This is a genomic window from Pseudomonas sp. IT-232MI5 (genome assembly GCF_949767845.1).
Lineage (GTDB): Bacteria > Pseudomonadota > Gammaproteobacteria > Pseudomonadales > Pseudomonadaceae > Aquipseudomonas.
Window position 1 is genome coordinate 187326 of sequence record NZ_CATKQE010000033.1, and the last position, 24139, is coordinate 211464.

Sequence of the window (24139 nt, forward strand, 5' to 3'; positions counted from 1 at the left end):
CCGTAGGGGTCACGCTGCGGGTGCCGGCGACGGGCTGAGAATTTCCATGAGGAAATCGATAAACACATTGATCCGGCTGGAGCCACGGTGATTGGGTAAATACAACGCGTTGATGCAGGTGCTGGCACTGCCGGGATTGACCTCGTAATGCTCAAGCAAGCGGGTCAACCGGCCGGCTGCCACGTCGTCGCGCACCAGCCAGTCAGCCAGCAGCGTCACCCCGCCGCCACCGATGGCAGCTTCGCGCAGGATGTCGGCGTTGTTGCTTTGCAGGCGCCCATGGACATTGAGCTGAATGGGCGCGTCTTCATTCTGAAAGGTCCAGTGCTGGTGGGTGCCGCCGTAATCGAAACGCAGGCACTGATGCTCCAGCAAATCCCGTGGATGACCAAGCGCCGCGCTACGCGCCAGATACGCCGGACTGGCCACCACCCAGCGTTCAAACTGCCCCACGCGTTTGCTGACGATATCGTCACTGACCACCGACGATCCCAGCCGTACCGAAACGTCGATCTGCTCGCTGAGCAGGTCGCTGACCTGATCGCTCAGCGACAGACTGATCTCCAGGCCCGGATGCCGTTCAAGCAAACGGCTCAGGTGCGGCGCGATCAGGCGTCGGCCGAACTCCACCGGCACGCTGATGCGCAGACGGCCTTGCGCTTCGGCGCCACGATCGGCGACGACAGCATCGGCTTCGTCGATCGCGTCGAGAATCGCCACGGCTTTTTCGAAATAAGTCTGGCCGGCAACGGTCACGCTGGTGTTGCGCGTGGTGCGATTGAGCAGGCTCGCGCCCAACTCGTGCTCCAGCCCGGCCACTTGCCGTGTCACTGACGACGTGGATATCCCGAGTTTGCGCGCTGCCGAGGAATAGCCCCCGCAGCGCACGGTTTCCACAAACATCTTCAGTGCCAGCAACTTGTCCATAAGCGGGGTCCGGTCGAAAGGGAACGCTGACGATTGTGCATCACTGTTCCCCCGACGTCTTGTACCGCCGTGCTTGCCCGCACTTGCCGGATGTTCAGACATCGGCCTTGCGGCTCAGGAACAACCCGAGCGCCAGCGCTGGCAGCAGCGCCACCGCGACGGCGGACAGGTTCCAGCCGAAGTGCTCGTACAGCGGACTGGCGACCAGTGAGCCCAGCGCGCCGCCGACGAAAATGCTGGTCATGTACACGGCGTTCAGGCGCGCACGGCTGTGGGGATCGAGGGCGTACACCTCACGCTGGCCGAGCACCATGTTCAATTGCACAGCGAAATCCAGCAGCACCGCGCACACCACCAGCCAGACATAGCCGCTGCCCGGGAGTGCGGCGATCAACAGCGAAACCGGCGCCAACAGCAATGCGACCAGCGTGCCGCGACGACCATGCCCGGCATCGGCCAGACGCCCGGCAATCGGCGCGGCAATGGCACCCACGGCACCGACCAGCGCGAAGATCGCCACGTGGGCCTGAGTGAAGCCGTGGTGACGCATCAGTTCAATCGGTGCGAGGGTCCAGAACAGACTGAAACTGGCAAACAGTAAACCCTGATACAGCGAGCGCTGACGCAACAGCGGATAGCGTCGGGCCAAGGCAAACACCGAACCAATCAGCGCAGCATAAGAGGCCTTATGCGTCGGCAGTCGACGCGGCAGTGCCACAGCGGTAATCAGAGCGATGACGGCCATCAGGGCTGATGCGCTGTAAAACACCCCGCGCCAGCCGAACACTTCAACCAGCAGGCTCGACAGTGGCCGTGACAACAGAATGCCCAGCAGCAGGCCGCTCATGATATTGCCGACGACGCGGCCACGGCTGGCTTCGGGCGCCAGGTGTGCCGCCAGCGGCACAAGGATCTGCACGGCCACCGAGGTCAGACCGATCAGCAAAGACAACACCAGGAACAGTGACGGCGAATGGGTCAGTCCGGCGCACAACAGCGTGACGCTCGCCGCCAGGGTGAAACCAACCACCAGCCGGCGGTTTTCCATCAGGTCGGCCAGTGGCACCAGCAGCAATAGGCCCAGCGCGTAACCAAACTGCGTCAGCGAAACGATCAGGCTGGCATTGGCGCTGGAAAGACCGATCTGCGGTGCAATCAGTTCGACGATTGGCTGTGCGTAATAAAGATTGGCCACGACCGCGCCACAGCAGAATGCCAGGAACGCGACCATCAGGCCGGACAGTGAAGTTGGCTGTTCGGCGCTGGCCGCAACGGCTGGATTGCCCGTGAGCATGATGACACCTCATTGAGTTCAGGAAAGTGCGGCCAAGGCTACTGACCTATGGCGATACGCAGAATCCACGCGGCGGGCAACGCTGTGATGCGTCCGGCGCAACGGCGCAGGCGTTGCTTCTCGCGCAACGCGCTGTTGCGTGCGCCGCTGATTCTCCGACGCTGGTGGTTTCTCTACGCTTTGGCCTCTGGCGCTGTCGTCCCATGCGGCGCCCTTCCCCGGCCATCACAAGGAGCGTTTCCATGACCCGCAGCCCATCCGTCCTGTCATCGCCTGCCGCGTTTTTTCCTGTGCCATGAACAGCTCATTTCTGAAGTCCAGAACGCTATGGATCAGCGTTGCAGTCGCCGCCGTGCTCGGCCTGATCGGCGCCGTTTGGCTGATGTGGCGCCCGGCGATTGCGCCAATCGAGCGCTCGACACTGTTCGATGTTGCGCAGTTGAAACGCGGGGCGCGGGTGGTCGAGGCCGGCGACTGTGCGGTGTGCCATACCCGCCCCGGTGGTGAATATCTGGCCGGCGGACTGCCGCTGGTAACGCCGTTCGGCACGCTGTACAGCACCAACATCACCCCGGACGCTGAGACCGGTATCGGCCAATGGTCACTGCCGGCCTTCGAGCGGGCGATGCGTCAGGGCATTGCTCGCGATGGTCACTTGCTCTATCCGGCGTTCCCCTACGTGCACTACCGGCGCATGAGCGCAGCAGATATCGCCGACGCTTATGCCTACTTGATGAGCGGCCCCGCCGTGCACGCGCCGGCCGCGCAGAACCAGATGAATTTTCCGATGAACATTCGCCCGCTGGTGTCGTTCTGGAACCTGCTGTTCCTGCACGGTGAGCCACTGACGCCGCTGGCGGGACGTACCGAGGCATGGAATCGCGGGCGTTATCTGGTCGACGGCCCGGGGCACTGCGCCGGCTGCCATTCGCCGCTGAACCTGATCGGCGCGGAAAAATCCTCGGAGTATTTGCAGGGCGGCATCGTCGATGGCTGGCAAGCGCCCGCGCTGGTCGGCATGGGCCAGCGCGGCAACCCGTGGCGTCGTGAGCAACTGGTGGGCTATCTGCGCGCCGAGATCGTCGATGGCCACGGCACACCAGCCGGGCCGATGCGTCCGGTCAGTTTGAGTCTGGCGCGCTTGCCCGCCAGTGAAGCCGAGGCGATTGCCGAGTATTTGCTGAGCTTGGAAAACCCGCCTTCGGTGACAGAGACGACGGCGAAGACGCCTGCCAGTGAACCGGCAGACCACTCGACCGGCGCCCTGCTCTTCAGCAGCGCCTGCGCCGGCTGCCATGGCCCGGCGGCGCCGATGCGCAGCATCGATGGTCGCCCGGCGTTGCAAAACACCTCGGCGTTGCAAGCGGCCAGTTCGCGCAACTTCCTCAAAACCGTACTTGAAGGCTTGCCCGCCACACCCGGATCGCCCGGCCCGCTGATGCCTGCGTTCGCCGCCAGCCTCGACAACGCGAAACTCGGCGCACTGGCCGCGTATCTGCGTCAGCAAGCCAGCCCCGATCAGCCGTGGACCGACCTCTCTTCCACTATTGAAGCGTTACGTCAGGAGACGAAATGAGCCAGATCACCCTCAACGTCAACGGAGCCGCGCAACCGCTTGAGCTGGAGCCGGACATGCCGCTGCTGTATGCGCTGCGCAATCACTTGAACCTCAACGGTGCCAAATACGGCTGCGGTCTCGGGCAATGCGGTGCCTGCACGGTGATCGTCGATGATCAACCGGTGTTCGCCTGCCTGACACCCTGCGCCGGCCTCGAAGGCAAAAAAATCCGCACCGTGGAAAGCCTCGGCAGCGCGGAAAAACCTGGCCCTCTGCAAGCGGCGTTCATCGAGAAACAGGCCGCGCAATGCGGTTACTGCATTGCCGGCATGCTGATGCGCGCGCAGGCGTTGCTTGAGCACAATCGACACCCGGATGAGGCAACCATTCGCGAGCACATGGCCGGCAACCTGTGCCGCTGCGGTACGCATTTGCGGATCATCGAGGCGATCAAACAGGTGGCCGGGCACAACGGGAGCCTGACATGAGTGAGTCGAATGAATTGAACCCGAGCCGACGCGCCTTCCTGCGCGGCGGCGCGTTGCTGATGGCGTTCACCCTGCTGCCGGTGGCGCGGCGTGTGTTGGCGGATACGGAAGTCGATACGCTCGGCACCGTGGTCCTCGCACCCGACCTGCCCGGCAGCCTGCGCACCAACCCGTTTCTCGACGCCTGGATCCGCATCGGCGCCGACGGCATTACCGTCTACACCGGCAAGGTCGAATTGGGCACCGGGGTAAAAACCGCGCTGCTGCAAATCGCCGCCGAGCGTTTGCAGGTGCCGGCTACTTCCATCGACCTGCTCACCGCCGACACCGCGCTGACGCCCAACGAAGGCTACACCGCCGGCAGCCACAGCATTTTCGACAGCGGTACCGCGTTGTATAACGCCGCCGCGCAGGTGCGCGAAATGCTCGTCGATGCTGCTGCGCGCAGTTGGCAGGTTGATGCAGGGCTGCTGAGCACCCGCGACGGTGTGATCGAAGGCCCGGCTGGTCAGCGGATGAGTTACGCCGACGCGGTCAAGCATGTCGATGTGCATCAATATGCCAAGGCTCAGTCACCGGCGATGGCCGCCGCTGATTTCAAACTGATCGGCCATTCGTTACCGCGCCTCGACATCCCGGCGAAGGTCAGAGGTGGCGCGGCATTCGTCCAGGACATGCGTCTGCCGGGCATGCTGCATGCGCGGGTGATCCGCCCGCCCCGTCCGGGCTGCACGTTGCAAGCATTCGATACGGCGTCCATTGAGGCGTTGGCTGGCGTGGTCAAGGTGATCCGCGACGGCAACTATCTGGCGGTGGTCGCCCGGGATGAGTGGCAAGCGATCAAAGCCATGCGCCGTGCCAGCGAAGTCGCGCAATGGAGCGGCGGTGAGGCGATTCCCGAGGCGGCCGAGATTCATGGTCTGCTCAAACGTCTGCCCTCACGGCGCTATCCGATCAGCAATAGCGGCACGCCGAGCGGCGCGGCTGACACGCGTTTTCAGGCGCGGGTCACCAAGCAGTATTTGATGCATGGCTCGATCGGCCCGTCCTGTGCGGTGGCCTGGTTCAAGGACGGCACGCTCACCGTCTGGACCCACACCCAAGGCGTTTACCCGCTGCGCGCCGGCATTGCCGAAATGCTCGGTCTGCCACCTGAGCGGGTGCGCTGTATTCATACCGAAGGCTCAGGGTGTTACGGCCACAACGGCGCTGATGATGCCGCCGCCGATGCGGCATTGATCGCGCTGCGCGTGCCCGGTACGCCGGTGCGCGTGCAATGGATGCGCGAACAGGAAAATCTTTGGGAGCCATACAGCTCGGCGATGGTCAGCGAAGTCGACGCCGGCCTCAGCCACGGCCGCTTGCAGGACTGGGCCTACGACCTCTGGACCACGCCGCACAACGAACGCATCGTCAACGCCGGGCGTCTGCTGCCGGCACGCTTGCTCGCGCGGCCTTTCGCCTCGGCGCCCTCCGTGCCGATCGCCCAGCCCGAAGGCGATGGTGATCGCAACGCGGTGCCGCTGTACGAGTTGAACTCGACGCGCATCAACATGACCTTCGTCACTCAGATGCCCTTTCGCACCTCGGCCATGCGATCGCTGGGCGCGCACATCAACATCTTCGCCATTGAGGCAAGCATCGACGAACTGGCGATCAGGGCAGGTATCGACGCAGTCGCCTTGCGTCTGGCCCATCTCAGCGATCCGCGTGCTCGCGCGGTCGTAGAACGTGTGCGTGATGAGATCGGTTGGCCGCAAAAAAACAGCGAGCCCGGCGCCGGTATCGGTTTCGCCTTTGCCCGCTACAAAAACATCATGGGTTACTGCGCCATCGCGGTGAAGCTGCGGGTGCATCCGCAGACCGGCGAAATTCGCATCGATCACGTGGTGACGGCGGTGGACGTCGGCCAGATCGTCAGCCCCGACGGCCTGCGCAATCAGGTCGAGGGCGGCATTGTGCAGTCCGCGAGCTGGACCCTGTACGAAAAAGTCGCCTACGACGCGGGGGGCATTCGCAGCTACGACTGGAGCGGTTATCCGATTCTGCGTTTCACGCAACTGCCGAAAAAAGTCGACGTGCACTTGCTCGACCAACCGGGACAACCCTTTCTCGGTGCCGCTGAAATCGTTCAGGGGCCGATGGCCGCCGCCCTTGGCAACGCCGTCGCCAATGCCACCGGCCGGCGCTGGCTGAACCTGCCGCTGACCCGTTCCAACCAGCCCGCCTGAGCCACGCCCGTGTTCATCGCTGATGAGCACGGGCGCCGTTGCGTTGCGCGCAAAACAGCGTAGCGCCGGTCACCGATTATCACCCCCACAACACACGGTTAAGTTAGCGGCACTGGTTCGCGGCCCCGCTGCCGCGCTTGATTTTCCTTTATGAAATCTGGAGCTACCCATGACCCGTCGCCTGTTCCAACCCCTCGCACTCGGTCCTTACACCCTCGCCCATCGCGTGGCAATGGCGCCGTTAACGCGCTCACGCGCCGGCCAACCGGGCGATGTGCCGACACCGATGAACGCCGAGTATTACCGCCAGCGGGCCAGTGCGGCGCTGATCATCACCGAGGCCACGCAAATCTCCCGGCAGGCTCAGGGTTACGCCTGGACGCCGGGCATCTACAGCCCTGAGCAAGTCAGGGCGTGGCGTGACGTCAGCGCGGCGGTGCACGAGGCCGGCGGGTTGATCTTCATGCAACTGTGGCACGTCGGTCGGGTGTCCCATCCCAGCTTTCAACCCGATGCCGGCCTGCCGGTTGCGCCCAGCGCGCTGCCGGTGCCGGGCAAGACGTTTATCGTCGACGAAAACGGTAACGGCGTCTGGGGTGATGTACCGGTGCCGCGCGCGCTGGAAACGGCGGAAATCGCCGGCATCGTCGAGGACTACCGCGTGGCCGCGCGCAACGCATTGCAGGCAGGCATGGACGGTGTAGAGATTCATGCCGGCAACGGTTACCTGCTCGACCAGTTTCTTAACAGCAACAGCAATCAGCGTGACGATGCCTATGGCGGCAGCGTGGAGAATCGCGCGCGGTTTCTGCTGGAAGTGGTTGCGGCCGTGGCTGAAGAAGTCGGTGCCGAGCGGGTCGGCGTACGCCTGACGCCGATGGGGCGTTTCATGGGCATGGGTGATGACACTCCGGAGGCGACCTTCGGCCACCTCGTCGAGGCGCTCAACCAATGGAATCTGGCCTACCTGCACCTGGTCGAGCCGGCGATGGTCGGCACAGTCAAAGATGAAAATTTCGACCCGCGCTGGGACGCGATCATTGCCCAGTTGCGCAAAACGTGGAACGGCGTGCTGATTCTGGCGGGCGGCTACGATGCGCAATCTGCCGAACAGGCGCTGATTGCCGATCGTGCCGACATCATCGCGTTTGGCCGGCCGTTCCTGGCCAACCCTGACTTGCCGCGTCGGCTGCACGATGGCCTGGCGCTCAACGCGCCGGATCCGAGCAGCTTTTTCGGTGGGGATCAGCGTGGGTACATCGATTATCCATTTCATGCCTGAACAAATGCAGACCCGCATCTCATGAATGTGTAAATCCCTGGAAGCAGGGGCCGATGCGCCCCTGCCCTATCAAGTCATACGATCTCTACATTTAATCAAATAGGTAAAAATCCACCATAACGCTGAACTTATGCGTAGCTGTGCGCTTTCAGGTCTATTGCCCGACGTCGCCGAATGCGATAAAACGGGCTGGTTGTACGACAACCTAATAAAAACCAAGTCGTTCGAACGGCTAACAATCCTGAGATCTGCCATGCCTCGCCCTACCGCTGCGCAAACCGTACCGCCACCCTTCCCTCGCTTTCTCGCCGTAATCATTCTGCTGTGCATGGGCTGTGCGTTTGCCGGCAATCATGTGGCGGCGCGAGTCGCATTTGATGATGGTGCGGGAGTGTTGCTGGCGATTTTGATGCGTTCCGGCGGGACCTTGCTGGTGCTCGCCATCCTGGTGCTGTGGCAAAGACAAAGCCTGCGTTTGCCGGCGGGCGCCTGGCGTTGGCAACTGTTGCTGGGGTTGCTGATCACTGCGCAGAGTCTGTGTCTGTATTCCGCTGTCGCGCGGGTGCCGGTGGCGCTGGCCCTGCTGGTGGCGAATGTATTCCCCATTCTGCTGGCATTGCTCACCTGGGCGCTGGGTGGCCCGCGACCGAGCGCACGCACCGCGATATTGATGGGTTTGATTCTATTGGGCCTGGTGTTCGTGCTGGATGTCCCCGGGCGCCTCTCGACCACGACAGACGTCAGTGCGCAATGGCTGACCGGTGTCGCGCTCGCATTCTGCGCCGCCAGCGTGTTCGCCTGCGCGCTGTGGATCACCGACCACAAGTTGTCTCAGGTACGTGGCTCGGTACGCAGTCTGCTGACCATTTTCATCGTGTTCAGCAGCGTCAACCTGGCAGGGCTGACGGGCGCCCTTCCCGGCGGATTGAACCTGCCCGCCACCTCGACCGGATGGCTGGCCCTCGCCACTCTGGTGGTGCTGTACGGCACAGGTTTTATCGTCCTGTTCATTTCGGTGCCTCGCCTCGACATGCCGCGCAACGCGCCGGTCATGAACATCGAGCCATTGGCAACGCTGCTGATGGGCTGGATTGTGCTGGACCAGATGCTCAGTAAAGGACAGATTCTCGGCGGGGTGATCGTGGTCACGGGCATCGTTCTGCTGACTTATCGTAAATCAGTGGTCAAGGCTGAGGTTAAAGCCAGTGCGTGAGGGGTTCTCGCCATTGGTCAGGTTCGCGATTAACCCAAAGCAGTATCGAGGAACATCATCACTCCGAAGCCGAGCATCAGTCCCAAGGTCGCCGGGGTCTCATGACCGTTGCGATGAGTCTCGGGAATGACCTCATGGGATACCACAAAAATCATCGCCCCGGCGGCCAAACCGAGTGCAATGGGATATCCCAACGCAAAGCTGCTGGAAATACCCAGTCCGACAACTGCGCCAATCGGTTCCATCAACCCAGAACCCACCGCAATCAGTGCTGCGCGCAGTGCGGAGATACCGGTTACGCGTAATGCCAGGGCGACTGCCAGACCTTCGGGAATGTCCTGAATGGCGATGGCAGTCGTCAGCGGCAGTCCCACCTTCATATCGCCGTTGGCAAAGCTCACGCCAATCGCCATGCCTTCCGGCAGGTTATGCAGTGTGATTGCCAGCACGAACAACCAGACACGATTGATGCGCTGCGCATCCGGCCCGCGGCGTCCGCTTTTCTCGTGTTCGTGAGGGACGAAACGATCAAGGCCGACCATCAGCGCAACGCCCAATCCCAATCCTGCAACGACGACGCAAGCTGCGAGCAACGGGTTACCGCAAAGCGCCTGAGCCGCTTCTATGCCCGGCAGAATCAGCGAAAACGAACTGGCGGCCAGCATCATTCCGGCGGCGAAGCCGAGCATGATGTCTTGGGTTCGGGCGGCGATGTCTCGTAACGCGATCGCTACGACAGCACCGATTGCCGTGGCAGCGAAGCCGGTCATGCCACCGATAAAGGCGAAGTACAGATTCTGTTTGTTGGTCCCGACGAAGGCACCATACCCGCTAATCAGCAGGAAGATTGTCACGCCGATCAGAATTGACCAGAAGACGCGCCCGCCCCACCCGGAGCCTGAGAATCGGGCGAACCAGGAGCGAGCGGGTGCGGCTGATGAGGTCAACGGCTCGGGCATGGAAATCTCCTGTTTTGTTGATTCGATATTTTCAGCGGATGCGGATAACCAACGTACATGACCTCAGTGGTAATCGTCTCCAGCGACTGCGCGCAGGTACGCAACGTCTGCTTCTCTGCGCAGGTCGCGCCACTCGTCCCAGCTGAGCATGCCCAAGCGGTCCATTTCATCCGACTGGCGCAGCAGTTCGTCGTGATAGGCGTCTGGACAGTCCCTTCGCAGTTCAAGGTTTTCCAGTGCACGTTGCCAGGCCGCCAAAGCGAGTAGTTTGGTTTCTTGTGCGAATGTCAGTTGATTTTTGAACGCGTTCATTTCGCCCACCCCGAACATTTCCCGGTTGAGCCACCGATATCGAGTTAGGTTCAAAATGTCTGCAGAAAAGCGGATGACTGAAAGCTTTCTGCTGACGTGGCCACTAACCAGTCCAGCTCATGGATGGGGGTTACGGTATGTGGCAATCGCCCCGCCACTCAATTCAGTGGTCGGGGCGATGCGATTTGTTGCGTCAAGGCGTTATCAGGAAGCATCAATCCAGATGGTTTTGATTTCAGTGTATTGATCGTGCGCCCAGATCGACTTGTCGCGCCCGCCGAACCCCGACTCCTTGTAGCCGCCGAATGGCGTAGAGGCATCGCCTTCACCGAAGCAATTCACCGTGACAATCCCGGCACGGATGCCGCGCGAGAGTTTCAGTGCATGGCGCAGGTTGCCGGTGTAAGCCGATGCTGCCAGGCCGTAGGCCGTGTCGTTGGCCAGCTCAATCGCTTCGTCAACGGTCTGGAACGTGGTGACGCTCAGTACCGGGCCAAAAATCTCTTCCTGGAACAAACGGCTATCGCGACTCACGCCGTCAACGATAGTCGGTTCGACGAAAATATCCTGGCGGGTTTTGCCGCCCACCAGCACATGCAGGTTTTCGTCGCGGGCCACGTCAAGGTAGGAGCGCACCTTGTCGAAATGCGCTTTGCTGATCATCGAACCCAGGCGGTTTTCAGGATCCAGTGGATCACCCATTTTCCAGTCACCCAAATGAACCTGCACACGCTGCAGCAGTTCATCCTTGACGTCGGCGTGGACGATCAGGCGCGAAGAGGCCGAGCAGTTTTCACCCATATTCCAGAACGCGCCGTTCACCACGTGCTGAGCGACGAGGTCGATGTCTTCGACATCATTCATCACCACGGCAGGGTTCTTGCCGCCACATTCCAGCACGATGCGTTTGAGGTTCGATTCGCTGGAATATTTCAGGAACAGCCGCCCGGTGTCGGTTGAGCCGGTGAAGCTGACCATGGCCACATCCGCGTGACGCCCCAGCGGTTCGCCCGCCTCTTTCCCTCCCCCGGGCACGACGTTGAACACACCGGCGGGAATCCCCGCCTGATGCGCCAGTTCGGCGACGCGCAAAGTGCTCAAGGTAGTTTCCTTAGCCGGTTTGACCACGATCGAACAGCCCGCGGCCAGCGACGGGCCGATTTTCCAGGCGAGCATCAGCAGCGGGAAGTTCCACGGCAACACCAAGCCGACAACGCCAATCGGTTCACGCACAACCATGGTCACCGCACCCGAGCCGACCGGCGCCGTAGCATCGTAGATCTTGTCGATCAGCTCGGCATGCCAACGCAACGTATGAATCGTTTCCGGCACGTCGATGTTCTGGCATTCGCGAATCGGCTTGCCACTGTCCAGGCTTTCGAGCACCGCCAGTTCATGGGCGTTGTCTTCCAGTAACTGGGCAAAGCGCTGCAATACCGATTTGCGTGCGGACGGCGCCAGTGAATGCCAGCGTGCGTCATCGAAGGCTTCCTTCGCAGCGGCGACGGCGGCATCGACGTCGTCGGCATCGCACGCGGCGATCTCGGTCAATACCTGTTCGGTGGCCGGGTTGGTCGTGGTGAATGTCTTGCCCGATCTGGAGGCGCAGAACTGGCCGTTGATGAACGCTTGGTTGCGAAATTCGAGTTTCGCAGCCAGTTCGAGGTATTGCTCTTTGCTCAGCAGGTCTGCCATTTCAAGCCTCCTCGACGATACGCGCGACGTTTTTCTGCAGGGTTTTGATCACGCTTTCCAGCGCTAGCTTCTCGGAAGGCTCCAGCGGTTGCAGTGGCGCCCGCACACCGCCGGCACGCAGGCCACTGAGTTCGCTACCGTGTTTGATCGACTGCACGAACTTGCCGCTCTCGAGGAAATCCATCAACGGCAGCATCGCCGACATGATCCGCCGGCCTTTATCGAAGTTCTTCTCCAGTACACAGGCTTCGTAGAGCGCGATGTGTTCGCGCGGGATGAAGTTCGAGCCGGCGCATACCCAGCTACGCGCGCCCCAGGCGAAAAACTCCAGCGCCTGATCATCCCAGCCACAGGACAACTGGATCGACGGATGGGCGTGAGCCAGACGGTGCAGGCGACTCATCTCGCCCGAACTTTCCTTGATCGCGGCGATGTTCTTGCAGCCAGCGATGGCTTCGAAAAACTCGTCGCCCATCGCCACGCCCATCCGCGACGGATAGTTGTAAAGCATGATCGGCAGCCCGGCCGCCTTGTCCACGGCGAGCACATGGGCGGCAATTTCCTTTTGCGTCGGCAAGGCATACGGTGGCGAACCGACCAAAATGGCGTCCGCTTCGAGTGACTTGGCTTTTTCGGCGAAGTACACCGAGTCTTCGGTACGAATGCCGCCAGTGCCGATGACCAGAGGCAAACGTCCGCGGATCACGTCTTTGGCGCGCTCGGCGACGGCCACGCGTTCCTCGGCGGTGTGCGCGTAATACTCGCCGGTGGAGCCGCCAATAACGATGCCGTGAACCTTGGACTCGATCAGATATTCGAGCACGTCGGAGAACGCCGAATAGTCGATCTGGCCATCAGCGGACAACGGGGTAATGGCAGGGGTAAAAATTCCGTCAAAGTTCATAGCGTTTTCTCCAGTGGTTCAATGTTCAATCCGTGCACCCGACGGCATGCCGGGCAGACCTTGGTTTGGCGGTGCAAGCCTTCAGGACGGCAGCGGAGCGACGAGGCTGCAGCGACCGGCCAACGCAGACTCAGCTTTCTCTCCCGGCGCGGTACTGCCCCCACTTGAGGTTCATGTTCACCCCAAGCGAAAGGAACGGTTCTGGCGGGTTGCTGTTGGGCCCCGGCGCCTGCAGCAGGAAGTCAATCAGTGGGTCACGCTGCCCCGCCAGCCAGTCAGCAAGCAACTTGCCGGTGACGGTTCCGCGCGTGACACCCAGACCGTTGCATCCGAGCGCGCCATAAACATTGGGCGCCAGTTCACCGAAGAAGCCGTTGTGGTTGCGCGACATGGCCAAGGCGCCGCCCCAGGTGTAGTCGAACGTCACCTCCGGCAACATCGGGAAACGCTGATCGAATGAAGCCTTGTGCCGGCGCACGAAACGTTCGTTGTATTTGCTGTTGCTGCGGCCATCCGGGTTGAAGGTGAAACTGTTGCGGATCAGCAGGCGGTTATCCGGGGTACGCCGCACCGTAGTGCCGAAGGGATCGGCTGGAATGGCGCCCCAGAACGGTTTGCCGCCCAGGCGCGCCTGTTCCTCTTCGGTCAGCGGTCGCGTGATGCTGGCGTAGGTGTAGATCGGCAACATCCGCCCTTGCAGGAAACCGAAACGCATGCCGAACGAGTTGTTCGCCAGAATCAGCTTGTCGGCGGTGATGCTGCCGTGGGCATGTTTGAGGAGCGTCTTGTTACCGTATTCCACTTCCAGAATCGGCGTGCGCTCATACAGCGTGACGTTCGATGGCAAGTTGTCGGCGAGGCCTTTCACCAGTCCGGACGGTTGCAGTAGCACCGCACCCGGGGTGAACAATGCCTGGCGGTAAAACCGCGTGCCCAAATGTTCGGGCAACTCATCGGCATCAATCATCTGAAAAGGCTGATCGAGTTTTTCCAGGCCCCGGCGATAGGCATCGAGTACGGCGATACCGCGGTTCTCTACCGCCGCCTGATATTTGCCGCAGGCTTTCATCTGACAGTCGATGCGGTATTGGTCAACCAGCTCGCGAAGTATCGATTGGCCGGCCAGATTGAGTTTCAAACTGGTGCGTGCCAGTGCGATGTCACCGATGTAATCCTCAGCGCCAATATCATGGGGAAGATCAATGGCAAAACCGGCATTACGCCCCGACGGCCCCAGTCCGACTTCCTGTGCTTCGATGAGCACCACTTCATCGTCGGGAAAATTCAACGCCAGTTGTCGCGCGCACGCCAGCCCTGTGAAACCGGCTCCGATGATCACCCAGCGCGCTGAACGGTGCCCACGGTGCGCCGGCTCGGGACTGCGTGGCTTGCTCAAATGAAACCAGCCACAACTATCATCATCGGCGGGTAATGAACTGACTTTCATAGTGTTAAACCGTTAATCGTTGAAGTTGCAAAACGCACGCAGCACAAAGCAAACGCACGCAATGGCGTTGATCCGGAAACTTGCAAAACTGGCACTTACACAAACAGTGACGATTGACTGTTTGTTTTAAAAATTCGCCGCCACGGCATAACGTCCGCTACTGGCATAGTCGTTGGCGTAGTAGTAATCCCTGAAGGTCATGGGCGGTAAGCCAAACAGATCCTTGAAGCGTTTATAGAAGTGCGGATAGCTGACAAACCCGGTGGCCAGTGCCACATCCGTCAACGAACGATCACTTTGCACAATCAGTTGCCGAGCCCGAGTCAAACGCAGTTCCAGGTAGTATCGATTGGGTGCGGCATTGAGATAGCGGGCAAACCTTCTTTCCAATTGCCGGCGAGACACGCCAACCTGGCTGGCGATTGCGTCAATTTCCAACGGTTCCTCAATGTTTTTTTCCATCAAGTCGAGCGCGATGTTCAAAGGCTTGGGAATCGCTGAACAGCGCAGACTGTCGGCAGTCTTCGGTTGAAGATGTCCAGACTGGTGAACCCTTTTTATTTCATCAACCAATGGCGCATCGTTGTGCGCACCCAGTTCCTGCATGATCGCCAAGGTCATATCCAGAGCTGAATGAGCGTTGGCGCAAGTGGCCCGGCGCTGTGTGCAAATAAACTCGCGAGTCGATACCTTCAACTGCGGGAAATATTCATGGAGCAGACCGCAGCTGTCGCTGTGACAAGCAAAGTCTCCAGTCTCGAGCAAACCGGCATCGGCCAGATAAAACGCGGCATTCCAGCAACCGGCAACGATCCCTTTGCCCGAGGACTTCTTCAGCACTCGGCGCAGCACTGGCTGCGCGGCAAGCCGCACGCGCTGGCCTCCGACGACAATCACTGCATCATGACTGAAGCCTTCCGCCACCAGTCTTTGCGAGGCCAGCGACACGCCGATATCACTTTCAACCAGCCCGCCCTGCAGTGAGTAGGTCGACACCTGGTAAATCGTTTCGCCATTGATCAGGTTTCCAGTGGCCAGGGCATCCATCGCCGTTGAAAGGGTCGTCAACGAAAAATGATCGAGCAGGATAAACGCCACCCGCACCACACGTTCATGGCCCGACATCACGGTGGATGGGCGAAAGCCGATGTTCTGTTGTTTCAACGGACTCTGGAACGTTTCCATCTTGCGTCACCCGCTCACCTTCACTGAAACGACAACTTTGGGGTGTGGCGACTGGCACCGCCCGCCGCCAAACCGTGGTCGAACCGATTACTTCGCTGCCGCCCGGGCGTCACTCAACCAACCGTCATAGGCTTGCTGGTTGGCCTTGATCCATTCCGCGGCATGACGCTTGATGTCAGCGAGCGACTTTTCACCGTTCTGCATGCGCAGGTTTTGCGCACTTTCAGCGGCTGTCGGGATGCTGACCTCAGAGAGGAATTTGCGCGCCACCGGGTTCTTCTCGGCGAACTCTTTGTTCATCACGGCATTGATCGTGTCCACCGGGAAACCGAGGTTCTTGCCATCATGGAAGGTGTCCTTGCTTTCCTTGCCATCCGGCAGCGAAGTGAAAGGCACCGGCAACCAGACCACGTCACGCCCTTCCACCAAAACACTGGCGATCCATTGCGGAACCCAAGTGAAAAACAGCACGGGTTTGCCTTGCTGGAAGCGCGCAATGGTGTCTGCCATCAACGCGAAGTACGAACCGCGGTTGTCGACCACGGTTGGGCCCAAGCCATAGGCTTTCATGTGGTGTTCGACCATGATCTCGCAGCCCCAACCCGGGTTGCAGCCTGTCAGGTCAGCCTTGCCGTCACCGTTGCTGTCAAAGAGTTTGGCGATTTCGGGTTTCTTCAAGTCCGACAGATCCTTGATCTGATAAGCCTCGGCCGTCTTCTTGTCGATCATGTAGCCCTGCAACACGCCTTTCATGACTTGCCCGACTTTGACCATCACGTCATCGCCGCCGGCCTTTTCATAAAACGCTTGGTGCAGGTGCTCCCATTCATGCACGGTGAAGTCCGCATCGCCGTAAGACAGTGCGAGAAACATCGCCGGGTAGTCGACTTCTTTTGGCTGTTTGACGTCGTAGCCCAACTCCTTGAGGCCGGCGATCACCACCTCACCACGAAAACGCTCTTCGGCGATCGTCGGGAAGATCGGCGTAATCGAAACGCCGGCACCGGGTTTGTTGGCGTCGGCCGCGTAGACCGCCGAGCACAACAAGGTGCCAAACACTGAAGCCACGAGGCTCGCAACCACGCTTTTCTTGAGATTTGTCAGTTTCATGTTTCACCACGCTTGGAATTTTTAATGGGGTGAGCAGGCCAACTCAATTCGTCACTGGACGTGCAACGTTCTTCTTTTTCTTCAGTTTCATGACCAGCCCCACAGGGCCGCTTTCATACCAGCGCTGACCGGAGGCCAGATCGCTGCTGCGCTCACCCATTGCCTGGGTCAGTCGGTCAAGGAATACCGCGAGCAGCACCAGCCCCGCGCCGCCGACGCTGGCCAGGCCCATGTCGAGGCGGCCGATGCCGCTCAACACCATCAAGCCGAGACCGCCCACCGAAATCATCGAGGCGACCACAACCATCGATAGCGACAGCATCAAGGTCTGATTGAGGCCGGCCATCATCGTTGGCGCCGCCAACGGCAACTGCACCTTCATCAGCATTTGCGTGGCCGTGCAGCCGAACGCTCGGGCGGCTTCGACCTTGTCCGCAGGGACTTGGCGAATACCAAGGTTTGTCAGCCGCACCAGCGGCGCGACGGAAAAGATGATGGTGACGATCACACCGGGTACGTTGCCGATGCCAAAGAGCATCACCACCGGCACCAGATAGACGAACGCCGGCAGTGTCTGCATGGCATCCAGCACCGGACGGATGATCATTTCCGTGCGATCACTGCGTGCACACAGGATGCCCAGCGGTATGCCGATCACGGCGCAGAACAACAGCGATGTCAGCACCAGGGCCAGTGTGACCATCGCATCACTCCACACACCGATCAGTCCAAGCCCGGTGAGGGTGGCGACGCTGAAAATGGCGATGCGCTTGCCGCCAATCTGCCAACTGATCAGCCCGGCGATGATGATGAACACCGTCGGCGGAACCGACAGCAGTCCCCACTGCACACCGTCCAGCACTTGATCGACCGGCCAACGGATCGAGCGAAACACTTCCCTGAAGTTATGCACCAGATATTTAAGGGCGGTTTCCACCCAGGATCCCAAAGGAATATTTAAACTTTGGAAAGGATCTAGAAAATTGAAGTCTGACATGGTGCTACCTCGCCCTCAGAAGCGTTAAATCAATTCTGATTATTCGCAGTTCAGCTATTACACAGACAGCTCAGAAGATGGCCTTGCGAAATCGAACCTTTATAAAGCCCAACTTCATCCACCACCGGCATGGGCGTTGCCGAGGCGGCAACCAGATGAAAGATGTCGCGAAGAGACGCTTCGGCTTTAATCGGTATTTGCCCGCCCGGTATATAAGCGACATTGCAATCCTGTTGCGCGATATCACCCGCTTTCAGAATGCGACTGGTGTCGAAACCATTAAAGAAATCACGCACATATTTATTCACCGGGTTGCACAGAAGTTCACGCGGCGTGCCGATTTGCACCACCCGCCCGCCTTCCATGATCGCAATGCGGTGACCGATGCGAACCGCTTCTTCTATATCGTGGGAGATGAAAATGATCGTGCGATCCTGCTCGGCCTGGAGCTTGATCAGCTCGCCCTGCATCTCGCTGCGAATCATCGGATCAAGTGCCGAGAACGCTTCGTCCATCAGCAGAATGGCGGGATCATTGGCCAGCGCGCGGGCCAGGCCGACACGTTGTTGCATGCCGCCGGAGAGTTGGTGAGGAAAGCTCAGTTCCTGCCCTGAAAGCCCGACCTGCTCCAGTGCGCCCATCGCGCGGCAATAGCGCTCTTTCTCGCTGACCCCGCTGATTTCCAGACCGAAGCTGACGTTGTCGATAACGCTCATGTGCGGCATCAATGCAAACGACTGGAAGACCATGCCCATGTCTTTGCGGCGAACCTGCAACAAGTCCTTATCGCCCAAGCCGGTGATTTCCTTGCCATTGAGAAAGATCTGCCCGGACGTCGGTTCGATCAGCCGGTTGAACAATCTGACCATGGTCGATTTGCCGGAGCCGGACAAACCCATGATCACGAAAATCTCACCACGGCGAACCGAGAAGTTGGCATCAAAAACACCAATCGCCTGACCGGTCTTTTTGAATACTTCAGCTTTTGTTGCACCTTCTTTAACCATTTTCATGGCAAGTGCTGGCTGCGTACCGAAGACTTTGAAAACATTCTTTACGCAGATGATCTCGTCGGAACTTGTCATACCTTGCCTCCTTCGCATCGTGCGTCTTTCGCATTAAGCGACAGGCAAACGAGCAAAAATAATTGTAAGCGGCAGCGGTAATGAATAAATGTCTTCACGACGGGCTTCCTTTTATTATTTTTGAGGTCCCAGGAAAAAGGGATGTTTCAAATCTATTAGCATCACCCTGCTTAATCCAACTACATTTACAGGGACAATTCGATAACGTCGGGTTATCGGTTGCGACGACAGCCATTGCCGAGTGCCGCGTCAGCACCATGAGCGACCGGGTCTATCCCCACAGCGACGCTCGCGTAGCCCTCCCCGCACGGTTCCGTTACCCTCCTCGCGCTTCGTTGGGGAGTTGTATCGTTAGGAGAGTGTACGAATGAGCAAGCATGTCGACCCTGACACCATCCTGCTGAAAATGCCGTCCTTGAGGGCTGTGAAGGCATTTGTCGCCGCGGCCAAATATGAAAGCTTCACCCGTGCGGCGGAGGCGTTGTGCGTTTCGCAAGCCGCGATCAGCCGGCAGATCCGTGAGCTGGAAAGCTATCTGGGCGCGCAACTGTTTACCCGGGTCGGCCGGGCGGTGGAACTGACGGCCGCCGGTGCGGTGTTCTTCGATGCCGCGCAGCTGTCCTTCGTCAACATCGCCCAGGCTGCCGAACGCATCCGCAGCAGCCAGTCGACCAAGAAGGTCCTCACCGTCTGTTGCTCGCCGGCCTTTTCCGCGCTGTGGCTGTCGAATCATCTGCAGGAGTTCTTCGCCCAGTGCCCGGATATCGAACTCAACCTGATCACTACGCAGAACTTTCTGACCATGGAACCCGGTGTGCAGCCGGACATCTTCATCACCAAGATTTCGCGCATCCGCGACGGTTATAGAAGCTACCCGTTGTGCCACGACGTGATTTACCCGGTGTGCACCCCGCAGTATCTGGAGAAACACCCGGAGATTGCGACGATCGAAGGCGTGCGCGATTCGGCCCTGCTCAACCTGAGTCCCTATGGCCGCTCGCAAGTCGCCGAACATGTCGACTGGGGCGTGTGGCTAGCATTTCAGGCCATCGATATCGATGATCGTCCGCCGAACAGCCCGCAAATCTTCAATGCCAACGACTACAACCTGCTCATCAGCATGGTCCTGACGCATCAGGGCATTGCGCTGGGCTGGAATCACCTGGTCACGGGATTGGTACAGCAAGGTTTGCTGGTACGACCGATCGAGCAACAGGTGCAATTGCGCAATAGCTGGCACTACTTGAGTTGTCGCGAAAGCTCCGAAAACGAAGATGAACTGCGGCGTTTTCGTGAATGGATTCTGGCGAAGTTTCCCCGCCGTTAATCCGCACCGCACCGTCGTCGGATGATTTGGTTATCAATAGCCCGACGAAAATGTTGCTAGAGCGGCACCCTCCCCGTGGCTCATTGTTGAGTTGCGCCGGCCATGATCGGCCCGGCGCAACTCACAGGAAGGGATTGTTGAATGTCACTCTTCGAATTCTGTCGCGATTTTGATTTCCTCGATGCCCCGCTCAAGACTCGTGCAATCGTGCAGGACAGTCTGCTGGATATCGTCGGCGTCATGGCCGGCGCGGCCAGCAATGACACCAGCAGCGCCATGCGGCGTTTTGCCGAACAGCATTACCCGGCGGGCGCCTATAGCAGTCGCCTGATCTTTGCCGGGCAACGTGTCAACGTGCTCGGCGCAGCGTGGGCCGGAGGGTTCAGCGCTGACAGCCTCGACGCCCACGAAGGCCACTTCAAATCCAAGGGGCACGCCGGAGCGACCGTTGTTCCCGCCGTGCTTGCCCTCGCCGATGCGCTGCATCATCAAGGCCAGTCGATTAGCGGTCATGAGCTACTGACCGCCCTGTGCATCGGTTATGAAACGGCGCTGCGGGCCGGTTCCGCCTTGATGGCGACCTCGCCGACTTATCACGCATCCGGCGGTTTTTCCGCGCTGGGTTTGGTCTGTGCCGGAGCACGTTTGCTGGGTTTTGATGAGCCGACGTTTCGCCATTCCTTGGGCATCGCCGAGTACTTCAGCGCACGCTGCCCGATGATGCGCGTGGTGCAAGCGCCGACGATGCTGCGCGATGCCCACGGTGCAGGCGCATTTGCAGGTTTGAACGCCCTGCTCATGGCTCGGGAAGGCATCACCGGTGCACCGGCAGAATCGGTTGAAGACATCACCGTCGCCGAATACTGGAACGACATCGGTGCACGCTGGGAGATCGACAGTCAGTACTTCAAACCCTGGCCGGTCTGCCGTTGGGCGCAACCGGCACTGACCGCCATGCTCGAACTGCAGCGGGAAAACCCTCAGCTCGATGCCGACTCGATTGAAACCGTTCGCGTGGAAACGTTCTACGAGTCGATGTGCTTACAGGGTCATACGCCGAGTGACGCCGATGAGGCGCAGTACGCCCTCGCCTTTCCGCTGGCCGCACTGATTGTGCGGGGCAAGGTCGGTCCGGAAGAAGTCACCGGGGCGGCGATTTTTGCCGAAGATATTCTGGCACTGAGCCGCCGTATCGAAGTCGTCGAAGCCGCCGATATCTCGGCCAGATTCCCAGCCGAAATCCTCTCCCGATTGACCATTACCCTGAAGAACGGCGGCGTGCTGGTGAGTCCGATCACTGCCGCGCGGGGCGACCCCGAAACGCCCCTCAGCGCTGAAGAGCTGAGCCAGAAATTTGATCTGTTCGCCAGCGGTCTCGGTGTAGAGCGCAGTGCCGAGGTGAAAACAGCGATCAAACACATTGCACAATCCAGCTGCGCCATTACGGTTCTGGAACCGATTTTTCACCCAGTGCTGGCACGCCAGTCAGACATCATCGATAACCCCAACGCATGAATTGCCCACAGCAAATGTCGTTTGTGATCGCTGTCCTGCGCCCTATAGGCTGAGGGCTATGTCGCCCCTGGGAGGATAATAATGAATAAAGAAAGCGTTTTTGACCTGATCGCACAGCGCAAACCCTGGCATTCGCTGCCGGGCGCCCTTTACAGCAATGAAAGCGTTTACCGTCAGGATCTTGAGCAGATCTGGCACAAGGACTGGATCTTCGCCGGCCACACCTTTGAAATCACCAAGCCGGGGCAGTATTTCACCCTGCAGATCGGTGACTACCCCGTTGCAGTGGTGCGCGGCAAAGACGGCGAGGTCCGGGCGTTCCATAACGCCTGCCGTCACCGTGGCGCAAAAATCTGCGAGGCCGATCACGGCAAAGTGGCGAAGATGGTTTGCCCGTATCACAAGTGGACGTACGAGCTGGATGGCAACCTGTTGTTCGCCGGCAACATGGGCCAGGATTTCGACAAATCCCAATACAGTCTGAAAAGCGTTCACTGCGAGATCGTCGATACCTACATTTATGTCTGCGTGGCCGCCAAGGCTCCTGATTTCGAAGGTTTCCGCAAAGCCGTCAGCCCTTTCATCGCGCCGCACTATCTTGAAAACTGCAAAGTAGCGTTCGAGTCGAACATCATCGAGAAAGGCAACTGGAAACTGGTCTTCGAAAACAATCGCGAGTGCTATCACTGCGACGGGTCGCACCCGGAGTTGCTGCATTCGTTCGTCGATAACCTGTCGGTGGGCGGCGTCAGTGGCGAAGATGATCCAGAGCTGTCGGCTTACTGGTCCAAGTGCGAGAGCGCCGGACTGCCAAGCCGTTTGGTGATGGATATCAATGGTCAGTTCCGCATGACCCGTATTCCGCTGTCATCCGGCGCCGTCAGCTACACCATGGATGGCAAACCTGCCGTTGCCGGGCGTCTGGACAAGACAACTGAAGCGGACATCGGCGCGCTGCTGTACTTCCACTACCCCTCCACCTGGAATCACTTCCTCGGTGACCACGCGTTGAGCTTCCGGGTGCTGCCGATCAGCGCCACTGAAACCCTGGTCACCACCAAATGGCTGGTACCCGACAGCGCAGTGGAAGGCGTGGATTACGATCTCGAACGGCTGACCAAAGTCTGGATTGCCACCAACGATCAGGACCGCACGCTGGTCGAAGGCACCCAGCGCGGTGTGACCTCGCCGTCGTACGAGCCGGGGCCTTATTCGGAAACCGCCGAGACTGGCGTTTGTCAGTTCGATGACTGGTATTGCGCGACCATGATGGATCGGCTCAAAGGCCCCATCCCTTTGAAGTCTGTTGGCTGATCCGTTCTCCTCACCAGTTCCATCCCTCTTCCCTTCAGCATCCCGACGGATGCTGGAAGGGACTCTTGTGTCTCGAAAAGCTGTTGTTCCGGTTCGTCGCCAAAAAAGCCGGGAGACACCGATAAGGATATCCGCATCAATGAACGCCTCGACATCATCCCTGGCAGCTTATGCAAACTACGGCGAGCGCGTGTCGACGCGCATCGTATTTTTGATCACCGGCATTGTCATGTCGGCTTGGGCGCCACTCGTTCCGTTGGTGAAAGCCCGTACCGGACTGGACGACGGCGGACTGGGCCTGTTGTTGCTGGGATTCGGTATCGGTTCGATCGTCGCCATGCCGTTTGCCGGTTATCTGACTGCACGTTTTGGCTGCAAACCGGTGATCATCTGCTCGACTGTCGCGTTGTGTTCGGTGCTGCCGATGCTGAGCCATCTGACGTGGCTGCCGGGGCTGGCGCTTGCCGTACTGGGGTTCGGCGCCAGCATGGGCATGCTCGATTGCGCGATCAATATCCAGTCGATCATTGTTGAAAAGCACAGCGGCGAAACCCTGCAATCCGGGTTCCACGGGCTTTACAGCGTCGGCGGTATCGCCGGGGCCGGGGCCATGACGGCGATGCTCAGCCTGGGACTGAATCCACTGCTGTCCGTGCTTTGCCTGGTGGCGATTATCCTCGCCGCGCTGTACAAGGCTGCGCCAAGTTTGTTGCCCTATGGCACCGAGAGAGACGGTCCGTTGTTGGCGATGCCACGGGGGATCGTGCTGCTATTGGGCGTCCTGTGTTTCATTGTTTTCCTTACGGAAGGCGCCATGCTCGACTGGAGCGCGGTTTTCCTTGCCTCGCAACGCGCAATGGAACCCAGCTACGCAGGCTTGGGTTATGCCAGCTTCGCGGCGGCGATGACGCTCGGGCGCCTGACCGGAGACGCCATCGTCAGCCGACTGGGTGGCGTTCGCGTGGTAGCGCTGGGCGGGGTCTGCGCGGCGGCGGGCATGCTGGTTTCGCTAGTATTCGATAGTTGGCAGGCGGCATTGCTGGGCTATGCCTTGGTCGGTATCGGATGCTCGAACATAGTCCCGGTGCTGTTTACGGCGGCGGGTCGACAACAGCGCATGCCCCAGCGCACCGCGATTCCGGCGATCATCTCGATGGGCTACGCCGGCATTCTCATGGGCCCAGCGTTCATCGGCATGGTTGCGCATCTCAGTACGCTGGTGGTCGCATTGGGTGGCTTGGTTTTCCTGTTGTTGTTTGTCAGTTACGCCGCGAGATTTTTGAAGGCCTGATGCGC

20 protein-coding genes are annotated in these 24139 nt (G+C 59.7%); 9 read left to right on the forward strand and 11 right to left on the reverse strand.

From position 1 onward, the window contains the following. Positions 1-9 precede the first annotated feature (9 nt). Both ACM6JQ_RS16855 and ACM6JQ_RS16860 read right to left on the reverse strand, forming a co-directional pair. Positions 10-927, reverse strand: a complete 918-nt coding sequence (locus ACM6JQ_RS16855) for a LysR family transcriptional regulator (RefSeq protein WP_102899779.1) — start codon at positions 925-927, stop codon at positions 10-12. 94 nt (positions 928-1021) lie between these two features. Continuing rightward, positions 1022-2221: an MFS transporter gene (locus ACM6JQ_RS16860; protein ID WP_414894264.1), complete on the reverse strand. Its 1200-nt coding sequence runs from the start codon at positions 2219-2221 to the stop codon at positions 1022-1024. 295 nt (positions 2222-2516) lie between these two features. On the opposite strand from ACM6JQ_RS16860, the gene ACM6JQ_RS16865 reads away from it, so the two are divergent. From ACM6JQ_RS16865 to ACM6JQ_RS16885, 5 genes are all read left to right on the forward strand, one after another. After that, positions 2517-3797 carry a c-type cytochrome gene (locus ACM6JQ_RS16865; protein ID WP_414894265.1) on the forward strand — a complete coding sequence of 427 codons (1281 nt, stop codon included), beginning with the start codon at positions 2517-2519 and terminating at the stop codon, positions 3795-3797. Beyond that, a complete protein-coding gene (locus ACM6JQ_RS16870) occupies positions 3794-4267 on the forward strand; it encodes a (2Fe-2S)-binding protein (protein ID WP_414894266.1) in 474 nt (157 codons plus the stop codon). The genes ACM6JQ_RS16865 and ACM6JQ_RS16870 overlap by 4 nt, the downstream gene beginning before the upstream one ends. Continuing rightward, positions 4264-6498, forward strand: coding sequence for a molybdopterin cofactor-binding domain-containing protein (locus ACM6JQ_RS16875; RefSeq protein WP_414894267.1), 2235 nt, complete (start codon positions 4264-4266; stop codon positions 6496-6498). The genes ACM6JQ_RS16870 and ACM6JQ_RS16875 overlap by 4 nt, the downstream gene beginning before the upstream one ends. Before the next feature lie 169 nt (positions 6499-6667). Beyond that, positions 6668-7780, forward strand: a complete 1113-nt coding sequence (locus ACM6JQ_RS16880) for an alkene reductase (RefSeq protein WP_150774241.1) — start codon at positions 6668-6670, stop codon at positions 7778-7780. A gap of 253 nt (positions 7781-8033) precedes the next feature. After that, a complete protein-coding gene (locus ACM6JQ_RS16885) occupies positions 8034-8993 on the forward strand; it encodes an EamA family transporter (protein ID WP_123375253.1) in 960 nt (319 codons plus the stop codon). Positions 8994-9022: 29 nt separating this feature from the next. Here the strand turns inward: ACM6JQ_RS16885 and ACM6JQ_RS16890 are convergent, their stop codons facing one another. The 9 genes from ACM6JQ_RS16890 to ACM6JQ_RS16930 all read right to left on the reverse strand — a co-directional run bounded on the left by ACM6JQ_RS16890 (position 9023) and on the right by ACM6JQ_RS16930 (position 18687). Continuing rightward, the gene (locus tag ACM6JQ_RS16890) at positions 9023-9952 is read right to left on the reverse strand and encodes a ZIP family metal transporter (RefSeq protein ID WP_414894268.1); all 930 of its coding nucleotides are present in this window, start codon (positions 9950-9952) and stop codon (positions 9023-9025) included. Positions 9953-10015: 63 nt separating this feature from the next. Further along, complete coding sequence (locus tag ACM6JQ_RS16895) at positions 10016-10264, reverse strand: hypothetical protein (protein ID WP_368965933.1); 249 nt, start codon at positions 10262-10264, stop codon at positions 10016-10018. Positions 10265-10468: 204 nt separating this feature from the next. Beyond that, positions 10469-11959: an aldehyde dehydrogenase gene (locus ACM6JQ_RS16900; protein WP_414894269.1), complete on the reverse strand. Its 1491-nt coding sequence runs from the start codon at positions 11957-11959 to the stop codon at positions 10469-10471. A 1-nt stretch (position 11960) separates the two neighbouring features. Next, positions 11961-12863, reverse strand: a complete 903-nt coding sequence (locus ACM6JQ_RS16905) for a dihydrodipicolinate synthase family protein (protein WP_095112152.1) — start codon at positions 12861-12863, stop codon at positions 11961-11963. Positions 12864-12993: 130 nt separating this feature from the next. Beyond that, positions 12994-14310, reverse strand: a complete 1317-nt coding sequence (locus ACM6JQ_RS16910) for an NAD(P)/FAD-dependent oxidoreductase (RefSeq protein WP_095112151.1) — start codon at positions 14308-14310, stop codon at positions 12994-12996. Between the two features lie 126 nt (positions 14311-14436). Continuing rightward, on the reverse strand, positions 14437-15495 hold the full coding sequence (locus ACM6JQ_RS16915) for a GlxA family transcriptional regulator (protein WP_095112150.1): 1059 nt from the start codon (positions 15493-15495) through the stop codon (positions 14437-14439). Between the two features lie 87 nt (positions 15496-15582). Further along, the gene (gene proX, locus ACM6JQ_RS16920; protein WP_163004748.1) at positions 15583-16605 is read right to left on the reverse strand and encodes a glycine betaine/L-proline ABC transporter substrate-binding protein ProX; all 1023 of its coding nucleotides are present in this window, start codon (positions 16603-16605) and stop codon (positions 15583-15585) included. 43 nt (positions 16606-16648) lie between these two features. Next, on the reverse strand, positions 16649-17602 hold the full coding sequence (proW, locus tag ACM6JQ_RS16925) for a glycine betaine/L-proline ABC transporter permease ProW (RefSeq protein ID WP_102899766.1): 954 nt from the start codon (positions 17600-17602) through the stop codon (positions 16649-16651). Positions 17603-17652: 50 nt separating this feature from the next. Continuing rightward, on the reverse strand, positions 17653-18687 hold the full coding sequence (locus ACM6JQ_RS16930; RefSeq protein ID WP_414894270.1) for a quaternary amine ABC transporter ATP-binding protein: 1035 nt from the start codon (positions 18685-18687) through the stop codon (positions 17653-17655). Between the two features lie 367 nt (positions 18688-19054). Here ACM6JQ_RS16930 and ACM6JQ_RS16935 point away from each other — a divergent pair, with 367 nt between their 5' ends. The 4 genes from ACM6JQ_RS16935 to ACM6JQ_RS16950 all read left to right on the forward strand — a co-directional run bounded on the left by ACM6JQ_RS16935 (position 19055) and on the right by ACM6JQ_RS16950 (position 24134). Beyond that, the gene (locus ACM6JQ_RS16935; RefSeq protein ID WP_034154055.1) at positions 19055-20014 is read left to right on the forward strand and encodes a LysR family transcriptional regulator; all 960 of its coding nucleotides are present in this window, start codon (positions 19055-19057) and stop codon (positions 20012-20014) included. Between the two features lie 141 nt (positions 20015-20155). Continuing rightward, positions 20156-21529, forward strand: coding sequence for an MmgE/PrpD family protein (locus tag ACM6JQ_RS16940; RefSeq protein WP_414894271.1), 1374 nt, complete (start codon positions 20156-20158; stop codon positions 21527-21529). Between the two features lie 78 nt (positions 21530-21607). Then, the gene (locus ACM6JQ_RS16945) at positions 21608-22843 is read left to right on the forward strand and encodes an aromatic ring-hydroxylating oxygenase subunit alpha (RefSeq protein ID WP_176472299.1); all 1236 of its coding nucleotides are present in this window, start codon (positions 21608-21610) and stop codon (positions 22841-22843) included. 139 nt (positions 22844-22982) lie between these two features. Continuing rightward, a complete protein-coding gene (locus ACM6JQ_RS16950; RefSeq protein ID WP_095112145.1) occupies positions 22983-24134 on the forward strand; it encodes an MFS transporter in 1152 nt (383 codons plus the stop codon). Positions 24135-24139 lie beyond the last annotated feature (5 nt).

Coding starts and splice junctions, on each gene's coding strand:
- ACM6JQ_RS16855 (WP_102899779.1), bottom strand. CDS start 927: ATGGACAAGTTGCTGGCACTGAAGATGTTTGTGGAAACCGTGCGCTGC.
- ACM6JQ_RS16860 (WP_414894264.1), bottom strand. CDS start 2,221: ATGCTCACGGGCAATCCAGCCGTTGCGGCCAGCGCCGAACAGCCAACT.
- ACM6JQ_RS16865 (WP_414894265.1), top strand. CDS start 2,517: ATGAACAGCTCATTTCTGAAGTCCAGAACGCTATGGATCAGCGTTGCA.
- ACM6JQ_RS16870 (WP_414894266.1), top strand. CDS start 3,794: ATGAGCCAGATCACCCTCAACGTCAACGGAGCCGCGCAACCGCTTGAG.
- ACM6JQ_RS16875 (WP_414894267.1), top strand. CDS start 4,264: ATGAGTGAGTCGAATGAATTGAACCCGAGCCGACGCGCCTTCCTGCGC.
- ACM6JQ_RS16880 (WP_150774241.1), top strand. CDS start 6,668: ATGACCCGTCGCCTGTTCCAACCCCTCGCACTCGGTCCTTACACCCTC.
- ACM6JQ_RS16885 (WP_123375253.1), top strand. CDS start 8,034: ATGCCTCGCCCTACCGCTGCGCAAACCGTACCGCCACCCTTCCCTCGC.
- ACM6JQ_RS16890 (WP_414894268.1), bottom strand. CDS start 9,952: ATGCCCGAGCCGTTGACCTCATCAGCCGCACCCGCTCGCTCCTGGTTC.
- ACM6JQ_RS16895 (WP_368965933.1), bottom strand. CDS start 10,264: ATGAACGCGTTCAAAAATCAACTGACATTCGCACAAGAAACCAAACTA.
- ACM6JQ_RS16900 (WP_414894269.1), bottom strand. CDS start 11,959: ATGGCAGACCTGCTGAGCAAAGAGCAATACCTCGAACTGGCTGCGAAA.
- ACM6JQ_RS16905 (WP_095112152.1), bottom strand. CDS start 12,863: ATGAACTTTGACGGAATTTTTACCCCTGCCATTACCCCGTTGTCCGCT.
- ACM6JQ_RS16910 (WP_095112151.1), bottom strand. CDS start 14,310: ATGAAAGTCAGTTCATTACCCGCCGATGATGATAGTTGTGGCTGGTTT.
- ACM6JQ_RS16915 (WP_095112150.1), bottom strand. CDS start 15,495: ATGGAAACGTTCCAGAGTCCGTTGAAACAACAGAACATCGGCTTTCGC.
- proX (WP_163004748.1), bottom strand. CDS start 16,605: ATGAAACTGACAAATCTCAAGAAAAGCGTGGTTGCGAGCCTCGTGGCT.
- proW (WP_102899766.1), bottom strand. CDS start 17,602: ATGTCAGACTTCAATTTTCTAGATCCTTTCCAAAGTTTAAATATTCCT.
- ACM6JQ_RS16930 (WP_414894270.1), bottom strand. CDS start 18,687: ATGACAAGTTCCGACGAGATCATCTGCGTAAAGAATGTTTTCAAAGTC.
- ACM6JQ_RS16935 (WP_034154055.1), top strand. CDS start 19,055: ATGAGCAAGCATGTCGACCCTGACACCATCCTGCTGAAAATGCCGTCC.
- ACM6JQ_RS16940 (WP_414894271.1), top strand. CDS start 20,156: ATGTCACTCTTCGAATTCTGTCGCGATTTTGATTTCCTCGATGCCCCG.
- ACM6JQ_RS16950 (WP_095112145.1), top strand. CDS start 22,983: ATGAACGCCTCGACATCATCCCTGGCAGCTTATGCAAACTACGGCGAG.